16 protein-coding genes are annotated in these 25,244 nt (G+C 73.0%); 6 read left to right on the top strand and 10 right to left on the bottom strand.

The features are described 5' to 3' along the window. The first annotated feature begins 108 nt into the window (after positions 1 to 108). The 5 genes from EDD28_RS09055 (at position 109) to EDD28_RS09035 (ending at position 9,981) form a co-directional block, all read left to right on the top strand. Entirely contained in the window at positions 109 to 477 is a 369-nt protein-coding gene (locus EDD28_RS09055; RefSeq protein ID WP_123739309.1) for a DoxX family protein, read from the top strand. Positions 478 to 606: 129 nt separating this feature from the next. Further along, the gene (locus tag EDD28_RS09050) at positions 607 to 3,540 is read left to right on the top strand and encodes a glycoside hydrolase family 2 TIM barrel-domain containing protein (RefSeq protein WP_123739308.1); all 2,934 of its coding nucleotides are present in this window, start codon (positions 607 to 609) and stop codon (positions 3,538 to 3,540) included. A gap of 71 nt (positions 3,541 to 3,611) precedes the next feature. Further along, entirely contained in the window at positions 3,612 to 5,903 is a 2,292-nt protein-coding gene (locus EDD28_RS09045; protein WP_123739307.1) for a beta-galactosidase, read from the top strand. Positions 5,904 to 5,934: 31 nt separating this feature from the next. Beyond that, positions 5,935 to 6,825: an AraC family transcriptional regulator gene (locus EDD28_RS09040; RefSeq protein WP_123739306.1), complete on the top strand. Its 891-nt coding sequence runs from the start codon at positions 5,935 to 5,937 to the stop codon at positions 6,823 to 6,825. 168 nt (positions 6,826 to 6,993) lie between these two features. Next, complete coding sequence (locus EDD28_RS09035; RefSeq protein ID WP_123739305.1) at positions 6,994 to 9,981, top strand: DUF5107 domain-containing protein; 2,988 nt, start codon at positions 6,994 to 6,996, stop codon at positions 9,979 to 9,981. 94 nt (positions 9,982 to 10,075) lie between these two features. Here the strand turns inward: EDD28_RS09035 and EDD28_RS09030 are convergent, their stop codons facing one another. The 10 genes from EDD28_RS09030 to EDD28_RS08985 form a co-directional block, all read right to left on the bottom strand. Continuing rightward, on the bottom strand, positions 10,076 to 11,308 hold the full coding sequence (locus EDD28_RS09030) for an ROK family protein (protein WP_245967976.1): 1,233 nt from the start codon (positions 11,306 to 11,308) through the stop codon (positions 10,076 to 10,078). A gap of 10 nt (positions 11,309 to 11,318) precedes the next feature. Beyond that, entirely contained in the window at positions 11,319 to 14,069 is a 2,751-nt protein-coding gene (locus EDD28_RS09025) for a beta-galactosidase (RefSeq protein ID WP_123739304.1), read from the bottom strand. A 54-nt stretch (positions 14,070 to 14,123) separates the two neighbouring features. Next, positions 14,124 to 14,843: a YesL family protein gene (locus EDD28_RS09020; RefSeq protein WP_123739303.1), complete on the bottom strand. Its 720-nt coding sequence runs from the start codon at positions 14,841 to 14,843 to the stop codon at positions 14,124 to 14,126. Positions 14,844 to 14,926: 83 nt separating this feature from the next. Further along, positions 14,927 to 16,519: an ABC transporter substrate-binding protein gene (locus EDD28_RS09015; RefSeq protein ID WP_123739302.1), complete on the bottom strand. Its 1,593-nt coding sequence runs from the start codon at positions 16,517 to 16,519 to the stop codon at positions 14,927 to 14,929. Between the two features lie 117 nt (positions 16,520 to 16,636). Continuing rightward, entirely contained in the window at positions 16,637 to 17,590 is a 954-nt protein-coding gene (locus EDD28_RS09010; RefSeq protein ID WP_123739301.1) for a carbohydrate ABC transporter permease, read from the bottom strand. 13 nt (positions 17,591 to 17,603) lie between these two features. Continuing rightward, a complete protein-coding gene (locus EDD28_RS09005) occupies positions 17,604 to 18,482 on the bottom strand; it encodes an ABC transporter permease (RefSeq protein ID WP_211339153.1) in 879 nt (292 codons plus the stop codon). 777 nt (positions 18,483 to 19,259) lie between these two features. Beyond that, on the bottom strand, positions 19,260 to 20,249 hold the full coding sequence (locus EDD28_RS09000) for a family 43 glycosylhydrolase (protein ID WP_123739299.1): 990 nt from the start codon (positions 20,247 to 20,249) through the stop codon (positions 19,260 to 19,262). A 100-nt stretch (positions 20,250 to 20,349) separates the two neighbouring features. Then, the gene (locus EDD28_RS08995; protein WP_123739298.1) at positions 20,350 to 21,879 is read right to left on the bottom strand and encodes an alpha-N-arabinofuranosidase; all 1,530 of its coding nucleotides are present in this window, start codon (positions 21,877 to 21,879) and stop codon (positions 20,350 to 20,352) included. A gap of 64 nt (positions 21,880 to 21,943) precedes the next feature. Further along, a complete protein-coding gene (locus EDD28_RS08990; RefSeq protein WP_123739297.1) occupies positions 21,944 to 22,930 on the bottom strand; it encodes a glycoside hydrolase family 43 protein in 987 nt (328 codons plus the stop codon). Further along, on the bottom strand, positions 22,927 to 24,021 hold the full coding sequence (locus tag EDD28_RS08985) for a glycoside hydrolase family 43 protein (protein WP_123739296.1): 1,095 nt from the start codon (positions 24,019 to 24,021) through the stop codon (positions 22,927 to 22,929). Before EDD28_RS08985 ends, EDD28_RS08990 begins: the two co-directional genes overlap by 4 nt. Positions 24,022 to 24,155: 134 nt before the next feature. Here EDD28_RS08985 and EDD28_RS08980 point away from each other — a divergent pair, with 134 nt between their 5' ends. Next, positions 24,156 to 25,163 (top strand): LacI family DNA-binding transcriptional regulator, encoded by a 1,008-nt coding sequence (locus EDD28_RS08980; protein WP_245967975.1) that lies wholly within the window; start codon positions 24,156 to 24,158, stop codon positions 25,161 to 25,163. Positions 25,164 to 25,244: the final 81 nt, after the last annotated feature.

Below are 25,244 nucleotides of genomic sequence, written 5' to 3'. Positions count from 1 at the left end.
CCACCCGCGGTGTGCCCGGGGCACACGGCTGTTCCTTTTGTACCGCCCCCGATGCTGACGCACCATGGGGTCACTCACAAACAGTAACCATCGATCGAAGGACCGCCCGTGACCATCGCCCTGTGGATCGTCAACATCCTCCTCGCCGCCGCGTTCCTCGCCGCCGGGTCCATGAAGGCGACCCGTTCGAAGGAGCAGCTCGCCGCGGCCGGGATGGCGTGGACCGAGGACTACTCCGCCGCCGCCGTGCGCCTGATCGGCGTCGCCGAGGTGCTCGGGGCCGTCGGGCTCGTCCTGCCGCTCGCGCTCTCGATCGCCCCGATCCTGACTCCGGTCGCCGCGGTGGCCCTCGCCGCGACCATGGTCGGCGCCGTCCTCACCCACGTGCGTCGCCGCGAGTCGTTCACGCCGTCCCTCGTCCTCGGCGTCGTCTCGGTCGTGAGCGCGGTGCTCGGCTTCCTCGTCGTCCTCGGCTGAGCATCGGGGCGACGCCGGCCACCGGGCGCAAGGCGCCCCCCGCCGACCGCCAGCCACGCGGCGGATCGTCCATGTGACCGCACGGCAACGTCCATTCAGCCGGCTCGCCGCGCTGCCTACGATCGGGCCGTGGACCACCCCTCGTCAGCCCACGTCCCAGCCACCGCCGACACCGCCGCCGTCGTGCCGGACCCCTGGCACCTCGACCTCGCGGGCGAGTGGAGCTGCACCCTCGACCCGGACGGCGTCGGCGAGCGCGAGGCGTGGTTCGCCACGACGCCCGACGCCGCCGTGGCGCTCACCCTGCCCGGTTCGCTCCAGGAGCAGGGCCTCGGCGACCCGGTCGGTCTCGACACCCCGTGGACGGGCAGCATCGTCGACCGCTCGTTCTTCACCGACGAGCGCTACGCCCCCTACCGCCGCCCGGACACGTTCGCCGTGCCGTTCTGGCTCCAGCCGCGCGTCTACTACCGCGGCGCGGCGTGGTTCTCCCGCGAGATCGAGATCCCGCCGGCGTGGTCGGGCCGTCGCGTGCGGCTGAGCCTCGAGCGCGTGCACTGGGAGTCCACCGTGTGGGTCGACGGCGAGCGCATCGGCTCCGAGCGCAGCCTCACCACGCCGCACCACCACGACCTCGGCCGGCTCGCCCCCGGGCGCCACCTGCTGACGCTCCGCGTGGACAACCGCACCGTCGTCGACGTCGGGCCGAACGCGCACAGCGTCTCGGACCACACGCAGGGGAACTGGAACGGCGTCGTCGGCGACCTCCGGCTCACCGCCCTGCCCGAGGTGCGCATCCGCCGCGTGCGCGTGTTCCCCGACGCCGCCGCCCGCACGGCCACCGTCCGCGTCGACCTCGTCGGCGGCACCGGTGGGACGGGGTCCGGCGACGTGCGGGTCGTCGCCCGTCGCGTCCGGGCGGACGGGACGGTCGACGACGCGGCCTCCACCGCCGCGACCGTCGGCTTCGTCGGCGAGCACTCGCGCGACCTCGGCGAGCGCGGCGTCACCGAGTCGAGCGCCCACGTCGACGTCTCGCTCGACCTGGGCGCCGACGCGCCCCTGTGGGACGAGTTCCACCCGGGCCGGCACGAGCTGACGGTCGAGCTCGCCACGACGGTCGACGGCCGGGAGCACCGCGACGTCGCGCGCACCGTGCTCGGCCTGCGGGACGTCGCGGTGCGGGACGGGCGGATCACCGTCAACGACCGGCCGACGTTCTTCCGCGGCACCCTGGAGTGCGCCGTCTTCCCGCTCACGGGCTACCCGCCGACGGACGTCGCGGCCTGGCGACGCATCATCGAGGTCTGCCGCGCCCACGGCCTCAACCTCCTGCGGTTCCACTCCTGGTGCCCGCCCCGGGCGGCGTTCGACGCGGCCGACGCGGCGGGGATGTACCTCCAGGTCGAGGGACCGCTGTGGGCCAACCAGGGGGCGGCGCTCGGCGAGGGCCGCGCCGTCGACGCGTTCCTGGTCGAGGAGACCCGGCGCATCCTCGACGAGTACGGCAACCACCCCTCCTTCGTCGTCATGGCGCACGGGAACGAGCCGGCCGGCCGCGACGCCGAGTTCCTCGGCGCCTGGGTGCACGGCACCCGGGCGATGGACCCGCGCCGGCTCTACACGAGCGCCGCCGGCTGGCCGGCGATCCCAGCGAACGACCTCGACAACGTCCCCGAGCCGCGCGCCCATCGCTGGGGCGAGGGGCTGACGTCGCGGCTGAACGCGTGCCCGCCGAGCACGACGAGCGACTACCGCGCGTGGGTCGAGGCGACGCCGCGGCCGATCGTCAGCCACGAGATCGGCCAGTGGTGCGCGTACCCCGACCTCGACGAGATCGGGCGGTATCGGGGGCTCATGCAGCCGCGCAACCTCGAGATCTTCCGCGACTTCCTCGCGGCCGCGGGGCTCGAGGACCGCGCGGCCGAGCTGCTGCACGCCTCCGGGCGGCTGCAGACCCTCTGCTACAAGGAGGACGTCGAGGCCGCGCTGCGCACCGAGGGGTTCGGCGGCTTCCACCTGCTCGGGCTGAGCGACTTCCCCGGCCAGGGCACTGCGCTCGTCGGGGTGCTCAACGCGTTCTGGGAGTCCAAGGGGTACTGCGCACCGGAGGAGTTCGCGCGGTTCTGCGGGCCGACCGTCCCGCTCGCCCGGCTGCCCCGACGCACCTGGCGGCACGGGGACGACCTCACCTTCGAGGTGCAGGTCGCGCACTTCGGCGCCGCCGAGCTCACCGGCGCCCGGGTCACCTGGAGCCTGCGCGACGACGCGGGGACGGAGGTCCTCGGCGGTGTCGTGGCCGAGGCGGTCGACCTGCCGCTGGGCAACGGGACGCGGCTGGGGACGGTGACCGTCCCGACACGACGGCGCGGCCAGGTCGACCGGGCGGAGCGGCTCACGCTGTGGCTCGGCATCGAGACCGGCGACGCCGTGCACGCCAACGACTGGCCGCTGTGGTTCTACCCGGACGCCGGCCCCGCGGCCGACGTCCCGGCCGACTCCGCGGCCGACGTCCCGGCCGGTCCCCCGTCCGGCGTCGTCGTGACGGGCGAGGTGGACGAGGCGATCCGCCTCGCGACCGACGGGGCCCGTGTCCTGCTCGAGCTCGCCCCCGACGCGATCGGCAACGACGTCGCCCTCGGCTTCACCACGGTGTTCTGGAACACGGCGTGGACCGAGGGGCAGGGGCCGCACACGCTCGGCCTCGTGCACGACCCCGCCCACCGGCTGTTCCGCGACTTCCCGAGCGACGGGCACACGGACTGGCAGTGGTGGGAGCTGCTGCACGGCGCCAGGGCGATGCTCGTCGACGGCCTGCCCGACGGCCTCGAGCCGACCGTGCGCGCGATCGACACCTGGTTCGAGGCACGCCGGCTCGGCGTCCTGGTCGAGGCGCGGCTGGGGGCGGGCACGGTCGCGGTCACGTCGCTCAACCTCCAGGCGTCGCCCGACCGCCCGGCGGCGGCGCACTTCCGCCGGCGCCTCCTCGACCACCTGGCGAGCGACGAGGCACCGCCGGAGGCCGAGATCACCCCGGCGCAGCTCCGCGGCCTGCTGCGCTGAGGCGGGGAACCGTGGACACGACGTCGAGCGTCACGAGCAGGGGGTGGACCGGCCCGCCGTCCCGTCCGGCGATGGCCAACGAGCTGGACGTCCGCGACGGGCTCGAGCTGACCGACCGCGGGCTGCGCCGGGACGGACGCGGGTGGATCCCGGTCTCGGGCGAGCTGCACTACTCCCGCGTCCCGCGCGAGCGCTGGGGCGAGCGCGTGCGCCAGGTGCGGGCCGGCGGGATCGACGTCGTGTCGACGTACGTCCCGTGGATCCACCACGTCGCCGCCCCCGGCGACGCGCGGTTCGACGGCGGCCTCGACGTCGGGGCCTTCGTCGACGTCGTGCGCGCCGAGGGGCTCGACGTCGTGCTGCGGATCGGGCCGTGGGTCCACGGCGAGATCCGCAACGGCGGCCTGCCGGACTGGGTCCAGGCGGCCCCGGTCCGCCACCGGACGAACGACCCGGCCTACCTCGACCTCGTCCGCACCTGGTTCGGGCAGCTCGCCGGCGCGCTGGACGGACGCGGCACGCCCGCGACCGTCCTGGCGATCCAGCTCGAGAACGAGCTGGACGACCGGCCCGACCACCTCCTCCGGCTCAAGCGCCTCGCGCGCGAGGCCGGGATGAGCTCCCCGATCTGGACCGCGACCGCGTGGGGCGGTGCCCGGCTCCCGCGCGGCGAGGTCCTTCCGCTGTTCGGCGGGTACGCCGACGGGTTCTGGCTCGACGCCGACGAGCCGTGGCACCCGTCCTTCCGCGCCCACTTCTTCTTCTCCCACGTCTGGGACGACCCCGGGATCGGTGCGGACGTGCGGCCGGCGCGGGAGACCGACGCCGACGACGCCACCGACGGCCACGCACCCACCGCCGAGCCCGCCGGCGCCGGTGGAACCGATGCGGCCTTCCCCCCGGCGACCTGCGAGCTCGGCGGCGGCATGGCGACCGCGTACCACCGCCGTCCCTGGCCGTCGGCGCGCGACGTCGCCGCGGTGGCCCACACCAAGATCGGCAACGGCTCGACGTGGCAGGGCTACTACATGTACGCGGGCGGGACGAACCCCGGACCGGACCTGCAGGAGTCGCACGCGTCCGGCTACCCCAACGACCTCGCACCGCTCGGCTACGACTTCCACGCCCCGGTCGCGGCGTCCGGCCGACTGCGCGGCTCGCACGCGCTGCTGCGCCGCCAGCACGCGTTCCTCGGAGCCTTCGCCGACCTGCTCGCGACGATGCCGTCGCACCTCCCGGACGTCCTGCCCGCCGGTGTCGAGGACCGCGCGACCCCGCGCTGGGCCGTCCGCGGCAACGACGAGTCGGGATTCCTCCTGCTCAACGCCCACCAGCCGTACGAGCCGGTCGGCCCGCACGAGGACGCGCGGTTCACCGTCGCGTTCCCCGGTCGGACCGTGACGCTGCCGAGCACCCCCGTCGTGATCCCCCCGGGCACGATGGCGCGGTGGCCCGTCGGGCTCGCGGCCGGCGGCGTCACCGTGGAGTGGGCCACCGCCTCAGTGCTCACGCTCCTGGCCGGACCGGTGCCCGTCCTCGTGCTCGTGGAGGACGAGGGGATCGCCGTCGAGGTGGCGGTCCGCGACGGCGGGACGGTCGGCGTCCGGCCCCTCGTCCCGGGCCGGCGCCCGCACCGGATCGAGACGAGCGGCGGACGCCTCGACGTCCTCGTCGTCCCCGCCGCCGAGGCCGACGACCTCTGGGTCCAGGCGGGCGACGCCCCGGACGCGCGGCGGCTGCTCCTGTCCCCCGACGAGGTCACCTGGGACGTCTCCGGGCTCGTGTCGGCGCGAACCCCTCGCGCGAAGGCCCGCGTCCTCGCCTACGACGTGCCGCGCCGGTCGTTCGAGGACCTGCCCCTCGCCCTCGTCGAAGGTGCGGCGGAGGTGCTGGACCTCCGGCCGGCCATGACCGCCGCCCCGGGGACGGTCCCGTCGTCCTACGGCTCGTCCGGTCGCCGTGCCTCGGCGCCCGACGCGGGGACGGTCGCCGGCCTCGCCGCGACGTTCGTCCTCGACGCGCCGGCCGCCCTCGACGATCCCGACGCCTGCCTGGAGATCGACTGGGCGGGCGACGTCGCGCAGCTCGTCGTCGACGGCGAGGTCGTCGACGACCAGCTCTGGGACGGCTCACCGTGGCTCGTGTCGAGCGTGGACCGGGGCGTCCGCGCGGGTGCCCGGATCGAGCTGCGCCTCCTCCCGCTGTCCCGCGAGGCCCCGGTCCACCTGCCGCCGCCAGCCCGCGCGCGGCTGCGGGACTCGGCCGGTCAGCTCCTCGCGCTCGACGCGGTCCGCCTGTCGCGACGGGCGCTCTGGCGCGAGCGGCGAGCGGCCGCGACGGCGCTCGACCGCCGCGCTCCTTGACCCGGCCCGGGCGGACGGTTTCGATGCAGTCATGGACGAAGCCGTGAACCCGACGGCCGACTACCTGCCCGACGGGTTCGCCGGGCAGCGGATGGTCGTCGTGCCTCGCCCGGTGGTCGGGGCGGCGCTGGCGCGACCCGTGACGAGCCGACTCCTGGTCACGGACGCCGGCTTCTTCCCGCACGCGGCCCGGCACGGCCGGGGACGGTCCAGCGGCTCGCGCGAGCACATCCTCATCGTCTGCGCGGGCGGGTCGGGCTGGTGCCGCACGCCGGATGGACGATTCGAGGTCCAGCGCGGCGACGCGGTGCTGCTGCCCGCCGGCGTGACGCACGAGTACGCCGCGTCGGCCGAGGACCCGTGGACGCTCTGGTGGCTGCACGTCACCGGCGCGGACGCCGCGGAGCTCGCACGGGCCGCCCACGCCGCGGCCGGCGGCCCGCTCTCCCACCTGCGCGACCCGGGCCGCGTCGTCGGCCTCGTCGGACAGGTCCTCGACGGCCTCGACGCCGCCACGGCCGGCGGGCTCGTCCGCGCGTCCGGCGCGGCGTGGAACGCCCTGACCGAGGTGATCGCGACGGGACGCCGCACGCGCGGGTCGACGCTCGGCCCCGTCGAGCGCGCGGTCGAGCACCTGCGCGCGACGACCCCGCGGCGGACGGCCGTCGACGACCTCGCGGCGATGGTGGGGCTCAGCACGTCGCAGCTCGGCGCGCTGTTCCGCGAGCAGGTCGGCGTGCCACCCCTGCGCTACCAGAGCGACCTGCGGATGGCCAGGGCACGCGAGCTCCTCGACGCGACCGACCTGTCCGTCGCGGCCGTGGCGAGCGCGTGCGGCTACGACGACCCGCTCTACTTCTCGCGGCAGTTCACCAGGACGCACGGGGTCTCCCCGACGGCGTACCGGGAGCGGGCCGTCTAGGTCGCCGACGGGCGGCCTCGTCGGGCACGGTTTCGTCCATGGCGCCCGCCGCTCCCGCCATACCCGCCACGCGGCCGCGTTCCTAGAGTCGACCCGACCGGCGGCGCCCACCCGCCGGTCCCCGCGTCCCGAGAGCGCGCGGAGAAGAGCACGGAGAAGAGGTCACCGATGTCCACCGTCGAGCACCCCGCGCCCCCTTCCGCGGACCGGGCGCGGATCGTCCTGCCCGACGCCCCGGCCGACGCCGCCGCACGACTGGCGGCCGGCGCCGCCGTCGCGTGGAGCGAGCCCCTCACCATCCGGACGTACGAGGCCGGGACGCCGAGCGCCTACCCGATGTACCTCGACCAGCGCGTCTACCAGGGGTCGAGCGGACGCGTCTACCCGCTGCCGTTCGTCGAGAGCGTGGCCGACGACGGCGTCGAGCGCCCGTGGCAGGCGATCCACCTCGAGAACGCGTACGTCCGGCTGGTCGTGCTGCCCGAGCTCGGCGGACGCATCCACATCGGGTACGACAAGACGACGGGCTACGACTTCTTCTACCGCAACAACGTCATCAAGCCGGCCCTGGTCGGCCTCGGCGGACCGTGGATCAGCGGCGGCATCGAGCTCAACTGGCCGCAGCACCACCGGCCCGCGACCTACCTGCCCGTCGAGACGACGATCGAGTCGGCCGAGGACGGCTCCGTGACCGTGTGGTGCCACGACCACGATCCGTTCGACCGGATGTCGGCCCAGCACGGCGTCCGCCTGCACCCGGACAGCTCCGTCGTCGAGCTCGTCGTGCGCCTGCACAACCGGACGAGCGAGCGGCAGACGTTCCTGTGGTGGGCGAACGTCGCCGCCGCCGTGAACGACGACTACCAGTCCTTCTTCCCCGAGGACGTCCGCTACGTCGCCGACCACGCGCGCCGCGCGCTGACCGCGTTCCCGAACGCCGACCGCCCCTACTACGGGGTCGACTACGCGGCCCTGGCGGCCGCGACGCCGGGGGCCGACCGGATCGACTGGTACCGCAACGTCCTCGTCCCGACGTCCTACATGATCGTCGACTCCCAGCAGGACTTCTTCGGCGGGTACGACCACGGCGTCGGCGCCGGCTTCGTCCACTGGGCCGAGCGCCGCATCTCGCCCGGGAAGAAGCAGTGGACCTGGGGCAACGCCCCGTTCGGCCACGCGTGGGACGCGCAGCTCACGGACGACGACGGCCCCTACGTCGAGCTGATGGCCGGCGTGTACACGGACAACCAGCCCGACTTCACCTGGCTGCTGCCGGGCGAGACCAAGACCTTCACGCAGTGCTGGTACCCGATCCCCGCGATCGGCCCGGCGCACCAGGCGACCCCCGACGCCGCCGTGAGCGTCGACCGGTCCGTGCCCGGAACGGTCGTGGCGGCGTTCGCCGTCACCGCCCCGCGGGACGGGGCCCGGCTCACGATCCGCCGCGGCGACGAGGTGCTCGCGAGCGCCACGGTCGACGCCGTGCCGGGGGTTCCGGCGACGCTGCGGGCCGACGTCGAGGTCGGGCCAGCGGTGCACGCCGAGCTGCACGACGCGGACGGCAGGCTGCTCGTGGCCTGGGCCCCGACCGAGGTCGAGGACGACGAGCCGTGGGTCGCCTCCGAGCCGCTGCCGCCGGAGGAGGTCGACTCCGTCGAGGAGCTGTACCTCACCGGCGTCCACCTGGCGCAGTACCGCCACCCGACGCGCTCCCCGCTGCCCTACTGGACCGAGGCCCTGCGTCGCGACCCCGGCGAGGTGCGCACGCACCTGGCCCTCGGCGACCGGGACCATCGCGCCGGCCGGTACGAGGACGCGCTCGCGCACGCCCGGGTCGCGCTGGAGCGCCTGACCCGGCGCAACTGGAACCCACAGGACGCCGAGGCGTTCTACCTCGCCGGGCTCGCCCTGGCCCGTCTCGGCCGCGCGACCGAGGCCGAGGCGGCGTTCGGCAAGGCGGGCTGGGACGGCACGTGGGCGCCCGCCGCCGGGCTGGAGCTGGCCCGCTCGCTCGCGGCAACCGGTCGCAACCGGGCGGCGCTGCGGGTGCTCGACTCGATCGACGGCGTGGTCGCGCACGACACCCGACGCGACGCGCTGCGCGCGATCCTCCTGCGCCGGCTCGGGCGCGACGGGGAGGCGGCGTGGGTGATCGCCGACGCGCTCGCCGTCGACCCGCTCGACGCGACGCTGCGGGTGCTCGCCGCCGATGGTGCGCCGGCGTCGCCGACCGGCGCGGGCACGCCGACGGACGCGGGCATCCTGTACGACGTGGCGCTCGACCTGTGGAAGGCGGGTGAGGCGGAGGCGGCGCTGGACCTGCTGGCCGAGGTCGTCGCGGCGCCCGTGACGCCGGCGGGGAGCTGGCGCCCGGTCGCGCACTACACGGCGGCGGCCATCCTCGACGGGCTCGGCAGGGCCGAGGACGCGGCGGCCGAGCGACGGGCCGCGCGCGCGAGCGACCTCACCCGCGCCTTCCCGAGCGGGCTGGACCAGCACGACGTCCTCGTCGCCGCGCTGGCCGCCGAGCCCGACGACGGCGTCGCCGCGCTCCTGCTCGGCATGGCGCTGTACGCCACCCACCGGCGCGAGGAGGCCGCGGTCCTGTGGGAGCGCGCGATCGCGGGCGGGGTCGAGCACCCCGTGCTGCTGCGCAACGCCGGCCTGGCGGCGTACAACGTCACGCGCGAGGACGACCTCGCCTGGCGACGGTACGAGCAGGCCGTGGCGGCCGCGCCCGACGACGCGCGGCTGCGGTACGAGCAGGACCAGCTCGCGAGCCGGCTCGGGCACGCCACCGCCGAGCGACTCGCCCGGCTCGACCCGGTGCGCGGCCTCGTCCTGACCCGCGACGACCTCACCATCGAGTACGTCGGCCTCCTGACGGCGCATGGCCGGGCCGAGGAGGCGATGGAGATCCTCACGACGCGACGGTTCCACCCCTGGGAGGGCGGCGAGGGCCGCACGCTCGCGGCGTGGGACGCGGCTCGGGAGGCGCTCGGGCTGCCGCTGGCCGACCCGCCCGCGAACCTCGGCGAGGCCCGGCCGCGGTTCGTCCCGCCGGTCGCGCGCCACGCGAGCGGGGTGACGGACTACTTCGCGACGTCCCTGCCCGAGCTGCTGCTCTTCACCCGCGGCGAGACCGGCGGCCGCTGACCGCGTACCCGGCGCTCACGCCCCCGACATCCATCCGGGGCCTGTGGACGCAGACGTCCGCGCGAACGACGGGCGGTCCGACGACCGGCCGGCGTCAGAGTCCGGCGGGCACCTTCGACGTCAGCAGCCCGACGTCGACGAGGAACCGCGTCATCGCCTGGACCGCCATCCCGGTCGCCACGAGGTTGCCCCGTCCCGTCGAGACGTGCAGGTGGACGTCGACGGCCGACTCCCCCGGCGCCTGCGCGACGAGGACGTCGCGGGTCAGCGGCACGAGGTAGTCCCCGAGCGCCCACGCGGTCCACCCCGTGAGCGTCACCACCTCCGGGTTGATGATGGCGACGAGGTCGGCGATCGCCGACCCCAGGTAGTAGGAGGTGCGGCGGATCGTCTCGACCACGGCCGGGTCGGCGGAGTCCGCCGCGAGCGACGCCGCGAGCGCCTCGATGAAGTGCTGCTGCAGGTCCGCGTGCGCGAGCGGGTGCTCGGGGTCCACCTCGCGCAGCGTCTCCTGGATGCCGGGAGCCCCGACGTAGGCCTCGACGCAGCCGCGCCGGCCGCACCGGCAGCCCCGGCCGTCGAGCACGAGCAGCGAGTGCCCCCACTCGCCAGCCGAGCTGGTCGCGCCGCGCAGGATCTCGCCCGCGATGACGATGCCCGCGCCGACGCCGGTCCCGAGGTTGAGCGTGACGAACGAGCCGCTCTCGCGCCCCTCGCCGAACCACAGCTCGGCGGCCGCGACCGCCTTGAGCGGGTTCTCGATCACCATGGGCAGGCCGAGGTGGTCGCGCACCCGCGACATCCCGCTCTCGTGCCAGGTCCACTCGGGCACGAGGATCGACGTCGTCGACTCGCGCACCACGAGTCCGGGCAGCGAGACCCCGACGCCGAGCACGCGGTCCCGGGACACCCCGGCGTCCTCGAGCGCCCCGACCACGGCGCGCTCGACACCGTCCGCGACGTACTCGGCCGTGCTCTCGTGCTCGTCGCGGGCCACCTGGGCCGAGCCGACCTCGTCGAGCGCCGCGTCGAACACGATCGCGCGCACGTAGGTCTCGGCGACGTCGACGCCCACCACGTACCCGCGCTCCGCGTTGATGTGGAGGACGGTGGTCGGCCGCCCGACCTTGCCCGTCGTCGTCCGGCCCTCCGTGATGATGCCGGCGGCGATGAGCTCGGCCACGACCGTCGCCACCGTCGCGGAGCTGAGCCCGGTCTGGCGCGTGAGATCGTTGCGCGACGCCTCACGCGCCACGACGAGCGCGGTCATGACGTCGAGACGCGACTCGCTCCGGATGTCGCGCGACGTCAGACGCTGAACGGCCACTGCTACTTCCTCACTCCGGGGTTGACTCGACCCGGACCCCTGCCAGCATCGGTGTGCCGGGTCCGGGCGTGCCGTGCAGCAGCAGCCGGACGCGACCAGTGTTCCACGCGCCCGGCAGCCAGACGCGTCCGGGGTCGCCCCCGGTGAAGACGGGACGGCCCGGGTCCTCCAGCCACACGCGGCCCAGCAGCTCCGGCCGGCCCGGCCGTCCGTCGGGGTCCGCCGGCCCGGCGGACTCCGTGACGACGGCGATGCGGACCTGCGCGCCGTCGAACCGCAGGGACAGGCCGCCGGCCGGCACGTCGAGCTCGACGACCAGCTCCTCACCGGGCGCGAGGACGAGCGGCAGCGTCACGGCGGCGAGCGTCCGCTCGACGACGGCATCGGCCACCCGTGCGAGGTAGGCGACGTCGGGCTCCGGCCGGACGTCCCAGCCGCGCACGGGGTCGAGGCGCAGGAGCTGGGCGGACAGCGCCGTCCCCGGCTGGTGCGGCAGGGTGATCGCGACCTCGCGGCCCCGTCCGGGGGCCAGGTGCAGCCACGGGTTCTGCGCCGTGACGGTGTGCGACTCGCCGTCGAGCGTCACCTCGACCGAGCCGGGCACGCCGCCCAGCAGCAGGGCGTGGTGGTGCTCGCCGTCGACGGGCAGCTCCCGCCGGTAGGTGATCGGTCGCCCGACGCGGGTGCTGCTCCAGCCACCGAGCCCGCGGGTCGGGGCCGGCTCGCCGTTCCACTGCTGGTCGCCGACGACGGTCCACAGCGCCCCGACGTCCGTCGTCCGGGTCACCGACCACACCGCACCGAGCCCGCGGAGCGAGCCGAGGGCGAGGTTCGGCAGCCGCGCGTCGTCGAAGTTCGCGTGCCCCCAGGTCTCGGCCGTGAGCGCGACGCGGTCGGCGCCGGACGCGTCCAGCAGGACGCTCGCGCCGTACGGCGTGAGCGTGAGGTGGCGCCCGTCGCTCCCCTCGTCCTCGGCCTCGGCGCTCGTGAGCGCGACGTCGACGATGTCGCCGGCGCCCTCGACGAGGAGCTGCGTGACGTCGCCCAGGTCGGCCGCGTAGTGGGTGCGACCGCGCCAGACGCCGACCTCCTCCGACCACGGCGTCCCCTCGTGGCGACGCTCGGCCGACAGCGGGCCGGGCGCGCAGACCCGGACCGCGTCGATCGACGCCGCCAGGTCGACCGGCTCGGTCCGGCCGGTCGCGGCGCTGGTCGACGACCCGCCCGGGCCGGGGACGTCGGCCGGGTGGTGGACCACGATCGCCCACGTCGTCGTGCCGACGCTCACGCTCGCCTCGACGGCACGACCGGGCACCGGCGCGTCGAGCTCGACGACCCGCCGCTCGCCGCGGTCGTCGCGCAGGACGACGACGCTGCGGTCGACGGCGGCGAGGGTCAGCCGCGCCGGGGCCGCCGCGTCGTCCTCGGCGTGGCCGGCTGCACCGTCACCGAGGACGCCAGCCGCCACGCCGACGAGGTCGGCGGTGGCCAGCTCGAGCGTGCCGGGCACACCCCAGCGCGCCAGCGGCACGTCCTCGGCCACGAGCAGGCAGGTCCGGGCGGGCAGGGGCACTCGCACGTCGCCGGCGTCGCGGACCAGGCGGACCTCGCCGTCGTCGTCGCCGAGGTTCGGGACCGCGAGCAGCGAGCCGCCGTCCGGCAGGCGCAGGCGGGAGGGCGACGCGCTCGTGGCGACGGCCGTGAGGTACGCGTCGTCCGCGGCCTCGGGCAGCGCGCGGGCGAGCTCGGACCCGAACGTCCGGACCAGCGCGCCGAGCACGCGGGCCTGGTGCAGCTCGGGCCGCTCCTCGCCGACCGGGGAGAGGAAGCCGGCGAAGTCGTAGTCGTGGGACATCAGCCCCGCCGGGTCGCCCCAGTTGCCGACCGACGGCGTGAAGCCCATGTTGTAGCCGGACGCCTGGAGGTACGGCGCGATGAGCCCGACGCCGCTGGCGAGCAGCCGGCGCAGCGTCGCGTGGACGCGGTTCGTCTCCGTGACGAGCAGCGGCAGGTCACGCTCGGCGAGCAGGGCGCGGTAGCGGCGCACCTCCTGCTCGACGTGCGGCGAGCTGTCGTCCGGGTAGAAGTTGCACGCGGGGACCACGCCCTCGGCGTCGCCCGTCGCCCCGTGGAGGTCGCCCTGGCCGGCGCAGGCGATGAGCGGCAGCTCGATCCCGTGCCCGCGCACGAGGTCCCGCAGCGCGGACTGGTAGCCGCGGCGATCGGTCGTGTCGAAGAAGTCGAGCTCGTTCTCGAGCTGGACCGCGACGACGCTGCCGCCCCGGCCGTACTGGCGTGCCGCGAGGATCGGCAGCGCGCGGTCGAACCACGCGGCGACGGCCGCGAGGAAGCGCGGCTCGTCCTGGCGGATCCTCAGGCCGTCGACCGTGCCGAGCCAGGCGGGCAGCGCGCCCCCGTCCCACTCGGAGCAGATGTAGGGGCCGGGTCGGGCGACGACGACGAGACCGGCCTCGTGCGCGAGGTCGAGGAACGCCCCCACGTCACGCCGACCGGTGAAGTCCCACTCCCCCGGGGCCAGCTCGTGGAAGTTCCACGGGAGGTAGACGTCGATCGCCTGGTACCCGGAGGAGCGCACCTGCTCCAGGCGCGAGGCCCACTGCTCGCGCGGGATGCGGAAGTAGAACAGGGACGCGCACAGCAGCACCTCTTCCCTCCCGTCCAGCACGATCCCGGCCGGGCCCACGCTCACTGCTGCGTGCCGGGGCTGCACGGTGGACCGGGACTGCGTGGTGGCCGTCATGTCGACACCTTGGCTTTCTCCGGACGCGTGCGTCCGGGACGTTTCTGGGGGAGGTCAGGTTCCGGGGTCGAGCCGGGTTGCCGGGTCGGCGGCCGTCGTGGCGCCGGGGCCTGGTTCGGGCTGCGGGTCCGCGTCGGGCTCCGCGTCGGCGGGGATGTACCTGTGGAAGATCGCGGACAGGAGGAAGGCGTTGACGAAGGCGATGGCGCCGAACCCGATGACGAGCCAGAGGACGCCGTACCCCGTGAGGTTGGGGTAGAAGATCGTGATGACGACGGGCAGCGTGATGACCGCGAGCATGGCGATCGACGCGAACAGGTGCCGCAGGGAGAGCTTGCGGGCGTTGCGCAGGACCTCCCGCGTCGTCCCCTCGAACTTCGCGAGGTAGGGGAACAGGAAGACGAGCGCGATGACGAACCGGAAGGTCACCAGGTAGACGACCGCGTAGACGGCGAACCGGACGGCGCCCGGGACGTCGAGGTACTCCGCGACCCGGAACCACAGGTAGAGCACGACGCCCATCCCGACGACGAGGCCCCAGATGACGGTCGCCTGCTTGAGGTTGAGCCGCCAGGACCGCAGGTAGTCGCGGGTGACGGACTCGCAGGTGCCGTCGGCGAGCCTCATCGCGGTGAAGTTGAGCGCCGTCAACGACGCGCCGATCGTGACGATCGGGAGCGACGTCACGACGAACACGAGGTTGAGGATCATGACGTCCGCGAACCGACCGAGGAATCGCAGGAGCGGGGAGTCCGCCTCGAAGATGCTGCTCACGGCTACCTAGTGTGGCTTCCTTGTGTCGAGTGACCCGTGGGGGCCCGCCGGCGAGCGGGCCCCCACGGAGTCGAGCGGTCGGATCAGTTGCAGGAGAAGCCCGTGGACTCCGCCCACTCGTCGAGGTTCGCCTGGAGCGACGCCTGCGCGTCCTCGAAGCCGGCGGCCTTGAGCTCGGAGCGCATCTTCTCGATGGTCGCGGCCGGGTCGTCGACCTTGCCGTACTGGAGCTGCGGCAGGTACTGGGCCAGGACGCCCGAGACGGCGGCCAGCGTCGAGTCGATGCTGTTCTTGTCGACGATCAGCGTCTCGTACGGGTAGTCCTTCGCCACGGCGTCGAGCTCGGCGTAGATGTCCCACTTGTCGGGGGCGTCCGTCGTCTTGTCGAGCTCGAACTCGTCCATCCGGCCGGCCCAGAAGTTCGAGCCCAGCGAGTCGGTCGAGGGGTCGTAGCCGTCGGGGTACCCGAGCTTGCCGTCGTCCGTGATGATGTAGTCGGTCCCCTCGATGCCGAAGTTGAGCAGGCGGTAGGCCTCCTCGTCGTTGCGGAGGATGTCGTAGACCTGGAGCGCGAGCTCGGGGTTCTTCGACGCGGCGCTCACGGCCATGGCGCCGTGGGTCTTGATGTCCTTGAAGAAGTTCCCGTTCTCCTGGCCCCAGTGGAACATCTTCGGGTCGGAGCCCGGCTGCTTCGTCTCCATGTTGTAGACGATCTGGCCGATGAACGTCTGCGTGTGGTGCTGGTCGGTGCCGGACAGGCCCGCGTACAGCTCCTCGCGCGTGTCGCCGTCGTAGTTGATGGCGTCCTCGCGCCACACGCCGAGGTCGTTCCACTCCTTCGCCAGGTTCGCGGCCCCGAGCAGGTCGTCACCCTCGTAGAGGTAGGACGTGATGGTGCACTGGTCGGCCTCGGAGGTCTGGAACGGGAAGTAGTTGCCCGCCGTCACCTGGGAGATCGTCTGCAGGTCGGTGTGGCCGGCGATGTAGCCGTCGATCGCGGCGAAGTTCGCGCCGGCGACGTCCCACGGGTACGCCTCGGGCTTGTTGTCCTTGACCCACTGGAAGTACGTCGTGAAGTCCTCGAACGTCGTGATCTCGCCGTCGGCGAAGCCCGCCTCGGCCGCCCAGTCGCCGCGGTAGAAGAACCCGTGGTTGGTGTACTGGGTGTAGTTGTCCTCGGGGATGAAGTAGATCGTGTCGTTCAGCTTGGTGACGTCCCAGTCGCCGTCCTTGTCGACCTGGGCCCAGGTCTTCGGCGCGTTCTCCTGGAGCATCTCCGGGCTCAGCTCGAGGAAGGCGCCCTTCTCGGCGTTCTCCCAGGCGAACAGCCAGTCGGTCGCCGTCGTGATGAGGTCGACCGAGCCGTCGTTGGCGAGCAGCTTGACGTTGTACTGCGTCTGCCAGTCGGCCCACTCGACGTAGTAGAGGTCGAGCGTGGCGCCGACCTCGGCCGAGAGCTTCTCGTTGAGCTGGCCGAGCATCGCCTCGAGGCGGCCGTTGGTCGGCTTGTCGCCGAGCACCAGCATGGTGATCGTCGTGGACTTGCCGTTCCCGCCGTTGCCGCTGTTGCCGCCGTCGGCGTTGTTGTCGCCGGTCGAGCAGGCGGCGAGGCCGGCGGCCGACAGCGCCAGGACGGCGCCGACGGCACCCGCCTTGATGAATGAGGTGTGCTTCATGGTGTGTCCTCAACTCCCTTGTAGTGCACAGGTCGGTGGTTCCCGCACGGGGCGGGTGGTGGTTCGTTGTCGTACGTTGTGGGTTCGGTGTGGCGGGAAGGCCCGGGATCGGCGCCGTCAGCCCTTGACGGCCCCGACCGTGAGGCCGGTGACGAAGTACTTCTGGACGAACGGGTAGAGCAGGATGATCGGCCCGGTGGCGACCACGGCGGTCGCCATCTTGAGCGTGTTGCTGGGTAGCTGGGTGATCGTCACGTTCGCGCCGGCGACCGAGTTCTTCAGGGCGTTGGCGGTGTTGACGACGTTGTAGAGGTAGTACTGCAGCGGCTTGAACTCGACCGCGCTGCCGAGATACAGCGAGGAGAGGTACCACTCGTTCCAGTAGCCGAGCGCGAGGAACAGACCGACGGTCGCGAGGGCCGGCTTGAGCATCGGCAGGACGAGCTGGAGGAAGATGCGGAAGTCGCCGGCGCCGTCGAGCTTGCCCGACTCGACGATCTCGAACGGGACGGACCGCGCGAAGTTCTTCATCAGGATGATGAGCCACGGCGTCATGAGGAGCTGCAGGAACACCGCCATGTAGGTCCCGCCGAGGTGGAGCACCTGCGTCACCCACAGGTAGGTGGGCGCGAGACCGGCGGAGAACAGCGTCGTGAAGTAGATGAAGAACGAGATGTGGTTGCGGTAGGGGAAGTCGCGGCGCTGGAGCGCGAAGCCCGTCATCGCGATGACGAAGAGGCCGATGAGCGTTCCGAAGACGGTCATGAGGATCGTCACGACGTAGGAGCCGATGATCATCCGCGGGAAGCGGAAGATGAACTGGTAGGCCTCGGTCGAGAACTCCTTCGGCCACAGGCCGAAGCCGTCCCGCATGATGGCGGCCTCGCTGGAGAAGGAGGCCGAGATGATCAGGACGAACGGGAGCAGGCAGAACAGCGTGAAGACCGAGACGACGAGGTAGGAGATGCCGCGCAGGACGTAGTCGCTCGCGCCGAGCTTCACCTTGGTCGTCCCCTGCTTCGAGGGGTGCGCGGCCCGCTGGGCCTTCAGGGTTGCGGCAGTGGCAGTCATGATGGGCTCCCGGTCAGAACAGCGCGTAGTCGGGGTTCATGCGGCGGACGATCCAGTTGCACAGCATCACCAGCGCGAAGCCGAAGAGCGACTGGTAGAGGCCGACGGCCGTCGACATCGTGAAGTTGTTCTGCGACATGATCATGCGGTAGACGGAGGTCTCGATGATGTCCGTCGTCGGGAACAGCGCGGCGTTGTTGCCGATGAGGTTCCAGAACAGCCCGAAGTTTCCGCGCATGATCCCGCCGAGCGCGAACAGCAGCAGGATGATGAAGGTCGGCTTGAGGCTCGGCAGGATGATGTAGCGGATGCGCTGCCAGGCGGAGGCGCCGTCGACGGCGGCCGCCTCGAACATCGAGCCGTCGATGCCCATGATCGCGGCGAAGTAGACGATCGACCCGTACCCGGTGCTCTGCCAGAGCTGGAACAGGATGATGATGACCGGCCAGATCCCGGCGATGCTGTAGAACTTGATCGGGTCGCCGCCGGCCTGCTGGAGCAGGGCGTTGATGGCGCCCGTGTCGTAGTTCAGCAGGTTGAAGGCGATGACGCCGATGAGCACGACCGAGATGAAGTACGGCAGGAACATGATGGCCTGGCTGACCTTCTTGAAGTACTTCAGCCGGATCTCGTTCAGCATGATCGCGAGCGCGATCTGGAGGATGTTCCCCAGGACGATGAACGCGACGTTGTACAGGATCGTGTTGCGCGTCAGGAGCCAGAGCTGGCCCGACTTGATGAGGAACTCGAAGTTCTTGAGACCGACGAACGGGCTGCCGAAGATGCCGTCGCGGTAGTTGTAGTTCGTGAAGGCGACGTAGCTGCCGGGGAGCGGACCGTAGCTGAACACCAGGAAGAAGATGATCGCCGGCAGGCACATGATCAGCAGCATGCGCGCCTGGTAGAGCCGACTCCCCAGGCTCCGCCGTCTCGTCGGCGGCCCCTCCAGGTCCGTCATGATGGCCTGTGTCGCCATTCGCACTCCGCCTCTCTGCGGTTGGCGGCGAGGCGTCCCGGGCACCGGCCCCGGCTCCCTCGCCTTGTGGTGAGAGTTACATTAACCCTCAGACGAACTCCTGCCAAGTGTCCCGCATCACAGAATGGTAACGATCACATCACGGGGCCGGGTGGCGATCACGGGGGTTCCGGGGGGATTGCGTGACGTCTGGCACGCTGTGGCGAGTCGGTCTCTCGTGTCCGCGCGCACCACGCTCGCGACGTTACCCGCGAACCCGGGGCGCGGTCGCGTACCGCGGCCGCCCTGGCCACGCTGGAGCCGGGTCATCACCGCAACCCGGTCGCAGTGTGGCCACCACCGTCCCCGTGGCCACCCCGGAGCCGCGTCGTCACGGCAACCCGGCCACAGCGTGGTCACCACCGTCCCCGTGGCCACCTCGGAGCCGCGTCGGCACTGCAACCCGGTCGCACCGTGGCCACCCCGGAACCGCGTCGTCACCCCGGCCCGCGAACCGCCGCCGCGGCCACCGCCCGACCGCATGAGTCCGCGCCCCCGCGCCCACCGTGGCCCCTGGGAGCGCCGAGGCCATGGGAGGACCGGCTCGACCCGGCGACCCAGCTACGAGCGCCACGAGCGCCACGGGGGTAGTCGGCGCCGACCGGCCAAGCGCCGGCTCGCGCCGCGGCCGCACCGAGCTCTCCGGACGGCCGCCTACGACCCCGCGGTGCTGGGCGTGACGACGCCGGTGACCGGGTCGAGCGTCCAGCTCTCGCACCACTCGATCCGGGCCTCCCCGTCGCCGATCGTCATCGGCAGCCACACCGGAGCGGAGTGAGCGAGGTCGTCGCGCCGCCACCGGTCGCCGAGGTAGACGTGGCTCGCCGTCTCCGGCCCCACGATCGACAGCACGACCGAGGTCTGCGAGTCGTAGGTCGCCGACCCGGGCGGGGCGACGTCGCGCCACTCGCTCCACGGCCCCGCGAGCGACGTGGCGGTGGCGTACTGGTTGTCGTTGGTCGACCAGCCCGTGAGGTCGGACCCGACCAGGTAGTACAGTCCGTCGACCTTGACGATCGTCGGCGACTCGTACCCGTGCTCCCCCGCCGGGTGGTCGCCCGGCTTGGCGAGCGTCGTGGAGACCAGCTCCTCGACGGCCAGGTAGTCGGCAGACAGTCGGTACACGTGCAGCCCGTGCTCGCGGTCCTCGCTCAGGAGGTAGCCCGCGCCGTCGTCGTCCACGAACACGCCGATGTCCCGGCTCAGGTTGCCCAGCGGCCGCTCCGAGCGCAGATAGGTGTACGGACCCTCGGGCCGGTCCGCGACGGCCCAGCCCACGCGAGCGTCGGAGTAGTCCGGCGACTCGACGTGGAGCAGCATGACGTAGGTGCCGTCGGACCGCGGGATCACCTTCGGGCGCTCGATGATGCGACCGGGCGCCAGGTCAGGCACGTCCGGGTCGACGGCGAGCGCGTGCCCGCGCCACGTCCAGGTCGCCAGGTCCGGCGAGGAGTAGCAGGCGACGCCGCCGAACGCCGCACCGTTCCGCTTGTCCTCGCCCCACGCCCAGAACAGGCCGTCGGCCAGGCGGACGATCCCGATCCCGTGCAGCTGGGCCATCTCGCCACGATCGTCGACGAACAGCCGGCCCGGCACGACGGTGCCGCGCGGCGCGGTCCCGGGACGGTCATCGAACGTGGTCATAGTCTCCTCCATGGTGTGGGGCGCCGGGTCCTCGCGGACCGGCGACCGGCTCGGCGCCCGCGGTGTCTTCCGCGAGCGCCGAGCCGATCGGCCGGCGGGCTCAGGCCAGGTCGAGCTCGACCGTGGCGTAGGAGTGCGCCGGGATCGTCACCTCGAGACCCGCCGGGTGCGGGCGCACGGCCTCGAGCGCGGCCGGCACGACGGCGTCGGGGGCCTCCGGCGAGTTGTGCGCGGCGAGCTCGGGCGCCGTGAGCACCCGGGCGCGGTGGCCCGTCACCTCGCGGCCGCGCAGGTCGAGGACGACGGTGAGGTCGGCGTCGGCGTCGAGGTTGGACAGCGAGACGAGCGCCGAGCCGTCCTTGGTCGACGCGGACGCCGAGAACAGCGGCACGCGCCGACCGTCCGACTCGGTGTCGCGCACGTCGCCGTGCACGGTGACCCGCAGCGTGTCCGCGTCCTGGTGCCCGACGTTCATCGCGTAGACGTGGTACGTCGGGGTGAGGACGAGCGCCCCGGTGTCGGGGTCGGTGAGGATCATGGCCTGGAGCACGTTGACCGTCTGGGCGATGTTCGCCATGACGACGCGGTCGGCGTGGTCGTGGAAGACGTCGAAGTGGATGCTCGCGACGAGGGCGTCCCGCAGCGTGTTCTGCTGGTACAGGAAGCCGGGGTTCGTCCCGGGCTCGACGTTCCACCACGTGCCCCACTCGTCGACGACGAGGCCGACCTTCTTGTCCGGGTCGTAGGCGTCCATGACCGCGCCGTGGCCCTCGACGAGGGTGCGCACGTGCTGCGCCTTGCGGACGGTGCGGTAGTACTCCTCGGTGGAGAACTGCGTCGCGTCGCCCTTGTCGGCCCAGTCGCCGCTCATCGTGTAGTAGTGCAGCGAGATGCCCTGGTACGGCGCCCCGGGCGCCTGCAGCCGGTCGCCGCCCAGGCGAGCGACCGACTGCATGAGCGTCTCGGTCCAGGCGTAGTCGTCGGCGTTCGCGCCGGCGGCGATCCGGTACGGGTCGTTGTCGTTGTGGTTGCGGACGTACGTGCCGTACTGGCGCGCGAGGTTGGCGAAGAACTCCGCGGTCATGTTGCCGCCGCAGCCCCACGCCTCGTTGCCCAGCCCCCAGAACGGGACACGCCACGGCTCGTCGCGGCCGTTGGCGCGGCGCAGCGTCGCCATCGGGGAGTCGTCGGCGCGGGTGAGGTACTCGATCCACTCGCTCATCTCGCGGACGGTGCCCGAGCCGATGTTGCCGGAGATGTAGGCGTCGGCCCCGAGCATCTCGCACAGGTCCATGAACTCGTGCGTGCCGAAGGAGTTGTCCTCGACGACGTCGCCCCAGTGCGAGTTCACCATCCGGGGCCGGTCGGCGCGCGGGCCGATGCCGTCGCGCCAGTGGTAGTCGTCGGCAAAGCAGCCCCCGGGCCAGCGCAGGTTGGGGATCCGGATCGCCCGCAGCGCCTCGACGACGTCCTGGCGGATGCCGCGGACGTTGGGGACGTCCGAGTCCTCGCCGACGAAGAAGCCGCCGTAGATGCAGCGGCCCAGGTGCTCGGCGAAGTGCCCGTAGACGTGGCGGGAGATCCGCGGTCCGGGCAGGTCGAGGTCGATGACGGCGGTGAGGTCGGCCATGGGAGTCCTTCGGTGTCGCTGGGCTGTGGTGCTGGGTTGGGCTGTGGTGGTGGTCGGTCGGCGGTCAGAGCGCGGCGTCGAGCCTGGCGTGCTCGGCGCGGGTGAGGGGCAGCACGGTGCCGTGCTTGGTGTCGGGCGGGAGGTCGAACGCGGCGTCCGGGACCGGCTCCCACGCGCCCGCGGCGAGGTCCGTCGTCGTGAGCGCGCGGTAGCCCATGGGCCGCAGCCCGTAGGCGTCGACCCACAGGTACCAGCGCGGCTCGTGGTGGTCGCGGAAGATCAGGGGCGCCTCGACGCCTTCGTGGAACACGCTCCCCAGGCGCGCGGCGACCGGGGTGAAGTCGTCGGCGAGGAAGCTCGACCCGGACTCCTGGACGATGCCGCGGCCGCCGCCGTTGTCCTTGGCGAACCGGTGGACGCGGGTCCCCTCGCCCTCGCGCGCCGGGTCCTCGACGTAGACGGTCATGTCGATGACCTCCTCGCCGGGGTCGAGGTACACCCGGGCCGGGGAGAACGTGACGAAGTCGCGCGTGCGGCTGACGAGGATCCGGCTGTGGGACCCGCCGTCGTGGCCCGGGTCGTCGGGGGCGAAGAGCTTCGAGGACCAGTAGACGAGGTACTCCCCCGACGACTCGTCGTGGTGCGCCTCCGGGGCCCAGGCCATCCCGGCCTCCGGCGGAGCGACGGTGACGTACCGCGGCTCGGACCAGGCGAGCAGGTCCGGGGAGTCCCAGACCACCAGGTCGCGGCTGCCGTGCCGGCTCAGCCGCGACCAGTCGATCTCCGGCCCGTCGGCCCAGACCCGCAGGTCGGTCGCGAGGATGTGGAACCCGGTGCCGTCGTGACGGCGGACGAGGTGCGGGTCGCGCACACCCGTCGTCCCCGAGGTCGACTCGAGGATCGCCTCCCCGCCGGCCAGCCGGCGCCACCGCAGCGGGTCGTCGCCGACGCTGAGCGAGAGGTAGATCTTCTCCCGGTGCTCGCGCGCGTCCTCGACGAAGGGGACGAGCAGGTACCCGAAGGGGTCGGTCAGCTCGGCGGAGTGCGTCATGCGAGACGCTCCCGCAGGACGACGCCGTCGGGTGTCAGCCCGACCGCGTGGATCTCGGCCCGAACCCGCGAGGAGTTCATGCCGCGGTGCAGCACGAGCGTGTCGGGGCCGGGATCGGGGTCCGCCGTCTCGCCGCCCTCCGTCTCGCCGCCCGCGAGGTCGCCGGCGTGCCGCCGGAACAGCATGCCGTGCCCGGCGTTGCCGCCGACGAGGACGTCGCCCTGCTCCCACGGCCCGAGGAGCGAGCCGGAGCGGGAGATCGCCTGGGTCTCGACGTACTCGCCGGCCGAGAAGCCGAGGTCGGGCCGGTAGGAGGCCCAGAGCATCCCGAGCGCGCCGTCGGGCAGCCGGACGAGCTGCGGTCCGTCGGTGACGTAGGGGGCGAGCGCCTGCGTCGACGGCACGACGTCCGCGAACCAGGACGCCTCCGAGGCGCGGAACAGGTGGACGGGATCGCCAGCCACGCCGAGGTCCTCGTCCAGCGGGACGGCCTCCATCGTGCCGTCGAGGATCTGCACCCACTCGTGCGCGTAGACGAACCACGGTCGGCCGTGCTCGTCCCGGGTCAGCGTGCCGTCGAGCGCCATGAAGTCGCGCGGGGTGTGCGACGAGGCGGGGTCGAGCAGCTCGAACGGCCCGCGCGGGTCGTCGGCGACGGCGAGCACGGTGCCCCGGCGGCTCGGCGCGAAGTCGTAGCGGTCGACGACGGCCGGTGCGAGCGTGATCCTCGTGCCGCGCTGGCGCACGTCGGGCAGGCGGTCGTCGGGCGCGTGGAGCGTCGCCGCGAGGACGTAGCGCCCGTTCCAGGCGTGGACCTCCGGCGCCCAGGGCGCGCGGGTCGGGTCGGCCCAGCAGTCCTCCGGCACGGTGAGGACCGCGCGCGGGGACCCCCACGTCAGCAGGTCCGGGCTCCACCAGGCGAGCACGCCCGTGCCGGGCGGCGCCCGGTGGTCCGAGCCCGGCGGGACGAACAGCTCCCAGCGCGCCGAGTCGTAGGAGGTGTAGAGCAGGTAGCCGTCCTCGACCGGGAGGATGAAGGGGTCGTGGCAGGGAACCTCGTCGAGGGGATGGGGGTGGCTGGACTCCAGCATGGCTCTCCTGTGACGCCGCGATCGTGTATAACGATAAACTACTCCCGACTGTGGCACGGTGGCCTGGCGGACGTCAAGACCGCGCCGCCCGTCCCCCACGACGGCGGCGATGCGCACGACCGGATGGAGAGCACGTGGCCCTGACGATGAGCGACGTCGCCCGCGCCGCGGGTGTCTCCGTCATGACCGTGTCGAACGTGCTCAACGATCGGCCGCGCGTCGGGGCGGCGACCCGGGAGCGGGTGCTCGCGGTCGTCGCCGAGCTCGGGTACGAGATCGACCTGACGGCCCGGCGGCTGCGCACGGGACGCACGGGGACCGTGGCGCTCGTCGTCCCGCGGTTCGACCACCAGTACTACGCGGAGCTGGCGGCGCTCCTCGCCACCGCGTTCGCCGAGAACGGGCACCACCTCGTCGTGGAGCAGTCGAACGCCAGCCGGGAGAACGAGCTCGCGGCGGTCTCCCCCGCCCGCCTGCGGTTCTACGACGGGATCGTGCTGAGCGCCGTCGGGCTCACCGCCGAGGACGTCACGCACCTGCGGGGAGAGGTGCCGCTCGTCCTGCTCGGGGAGCAGGATCTCCCCGAGGTCGTCGACCACGTCATGATGGCCAACGCCGAGGGGGCTCGGCTGGCCACCGAGCACCTGCTGGAGCGGGGGTCGCGACGGATCGCCGTGCTCGGCGGGGCGCGCGTCGGGGACGTGGCCGGCGGCATCGGCCCGCAGCGCACGGCCGGGTGGCGCGCGGCCCACCGCGCGCGGGGCCTCGAGCCGCCGGAGGAGCTCGTCGCACCGGTGTCCGACCACGGCTCGGGAGGTGCGCGGGGTGCGACGACCGAGCTGTTCCGGCGCTACCCGGACGTCGACGCGGTGTTCGCGGTGACCGATCAGCTCGCCGTCGGGGCTCTCGCCGCGCTCCACGACCTCGGCCGACGCGTTCCGGAGGAGGTCCGGGTCATCGGCTTCGACAACCTCGACCTGCTGGCCCAGGTCCCCCCGGGGCTGTCCACCGTCGACCCGAGCAACGCGTGGATCGTCGAGCAGACCGTCGAGCTGCTCGAGCGTCGCATCGCGGACCCCGCGGCCCCGGCCGTGCTGCGCGAGTCCCCCGTTCGAGTCGTGGCGCGCGGGTCGACGGACTAGCCGCCGTCCCGATCCGGCGTCGTACCGGCACACCCTCCGCGAGCGGCGGAGCCGGGACGACGACGCCGGCGGCACCACCCG

It is taken from the genome of Salana multivorans, assembly GCF_003751805.1.
Classification (GTDB): Bacteria; Actinomycetota; Actinomycetes; order Actinomycetales; family Beutenbergiaceae; genus Salana; species Salana multivorans.
The sequence above is the reverse complement of the archived record's forward strand: the minus strand, read 5'-3'. Positions and strand labels throughout refer to the sequence as shown.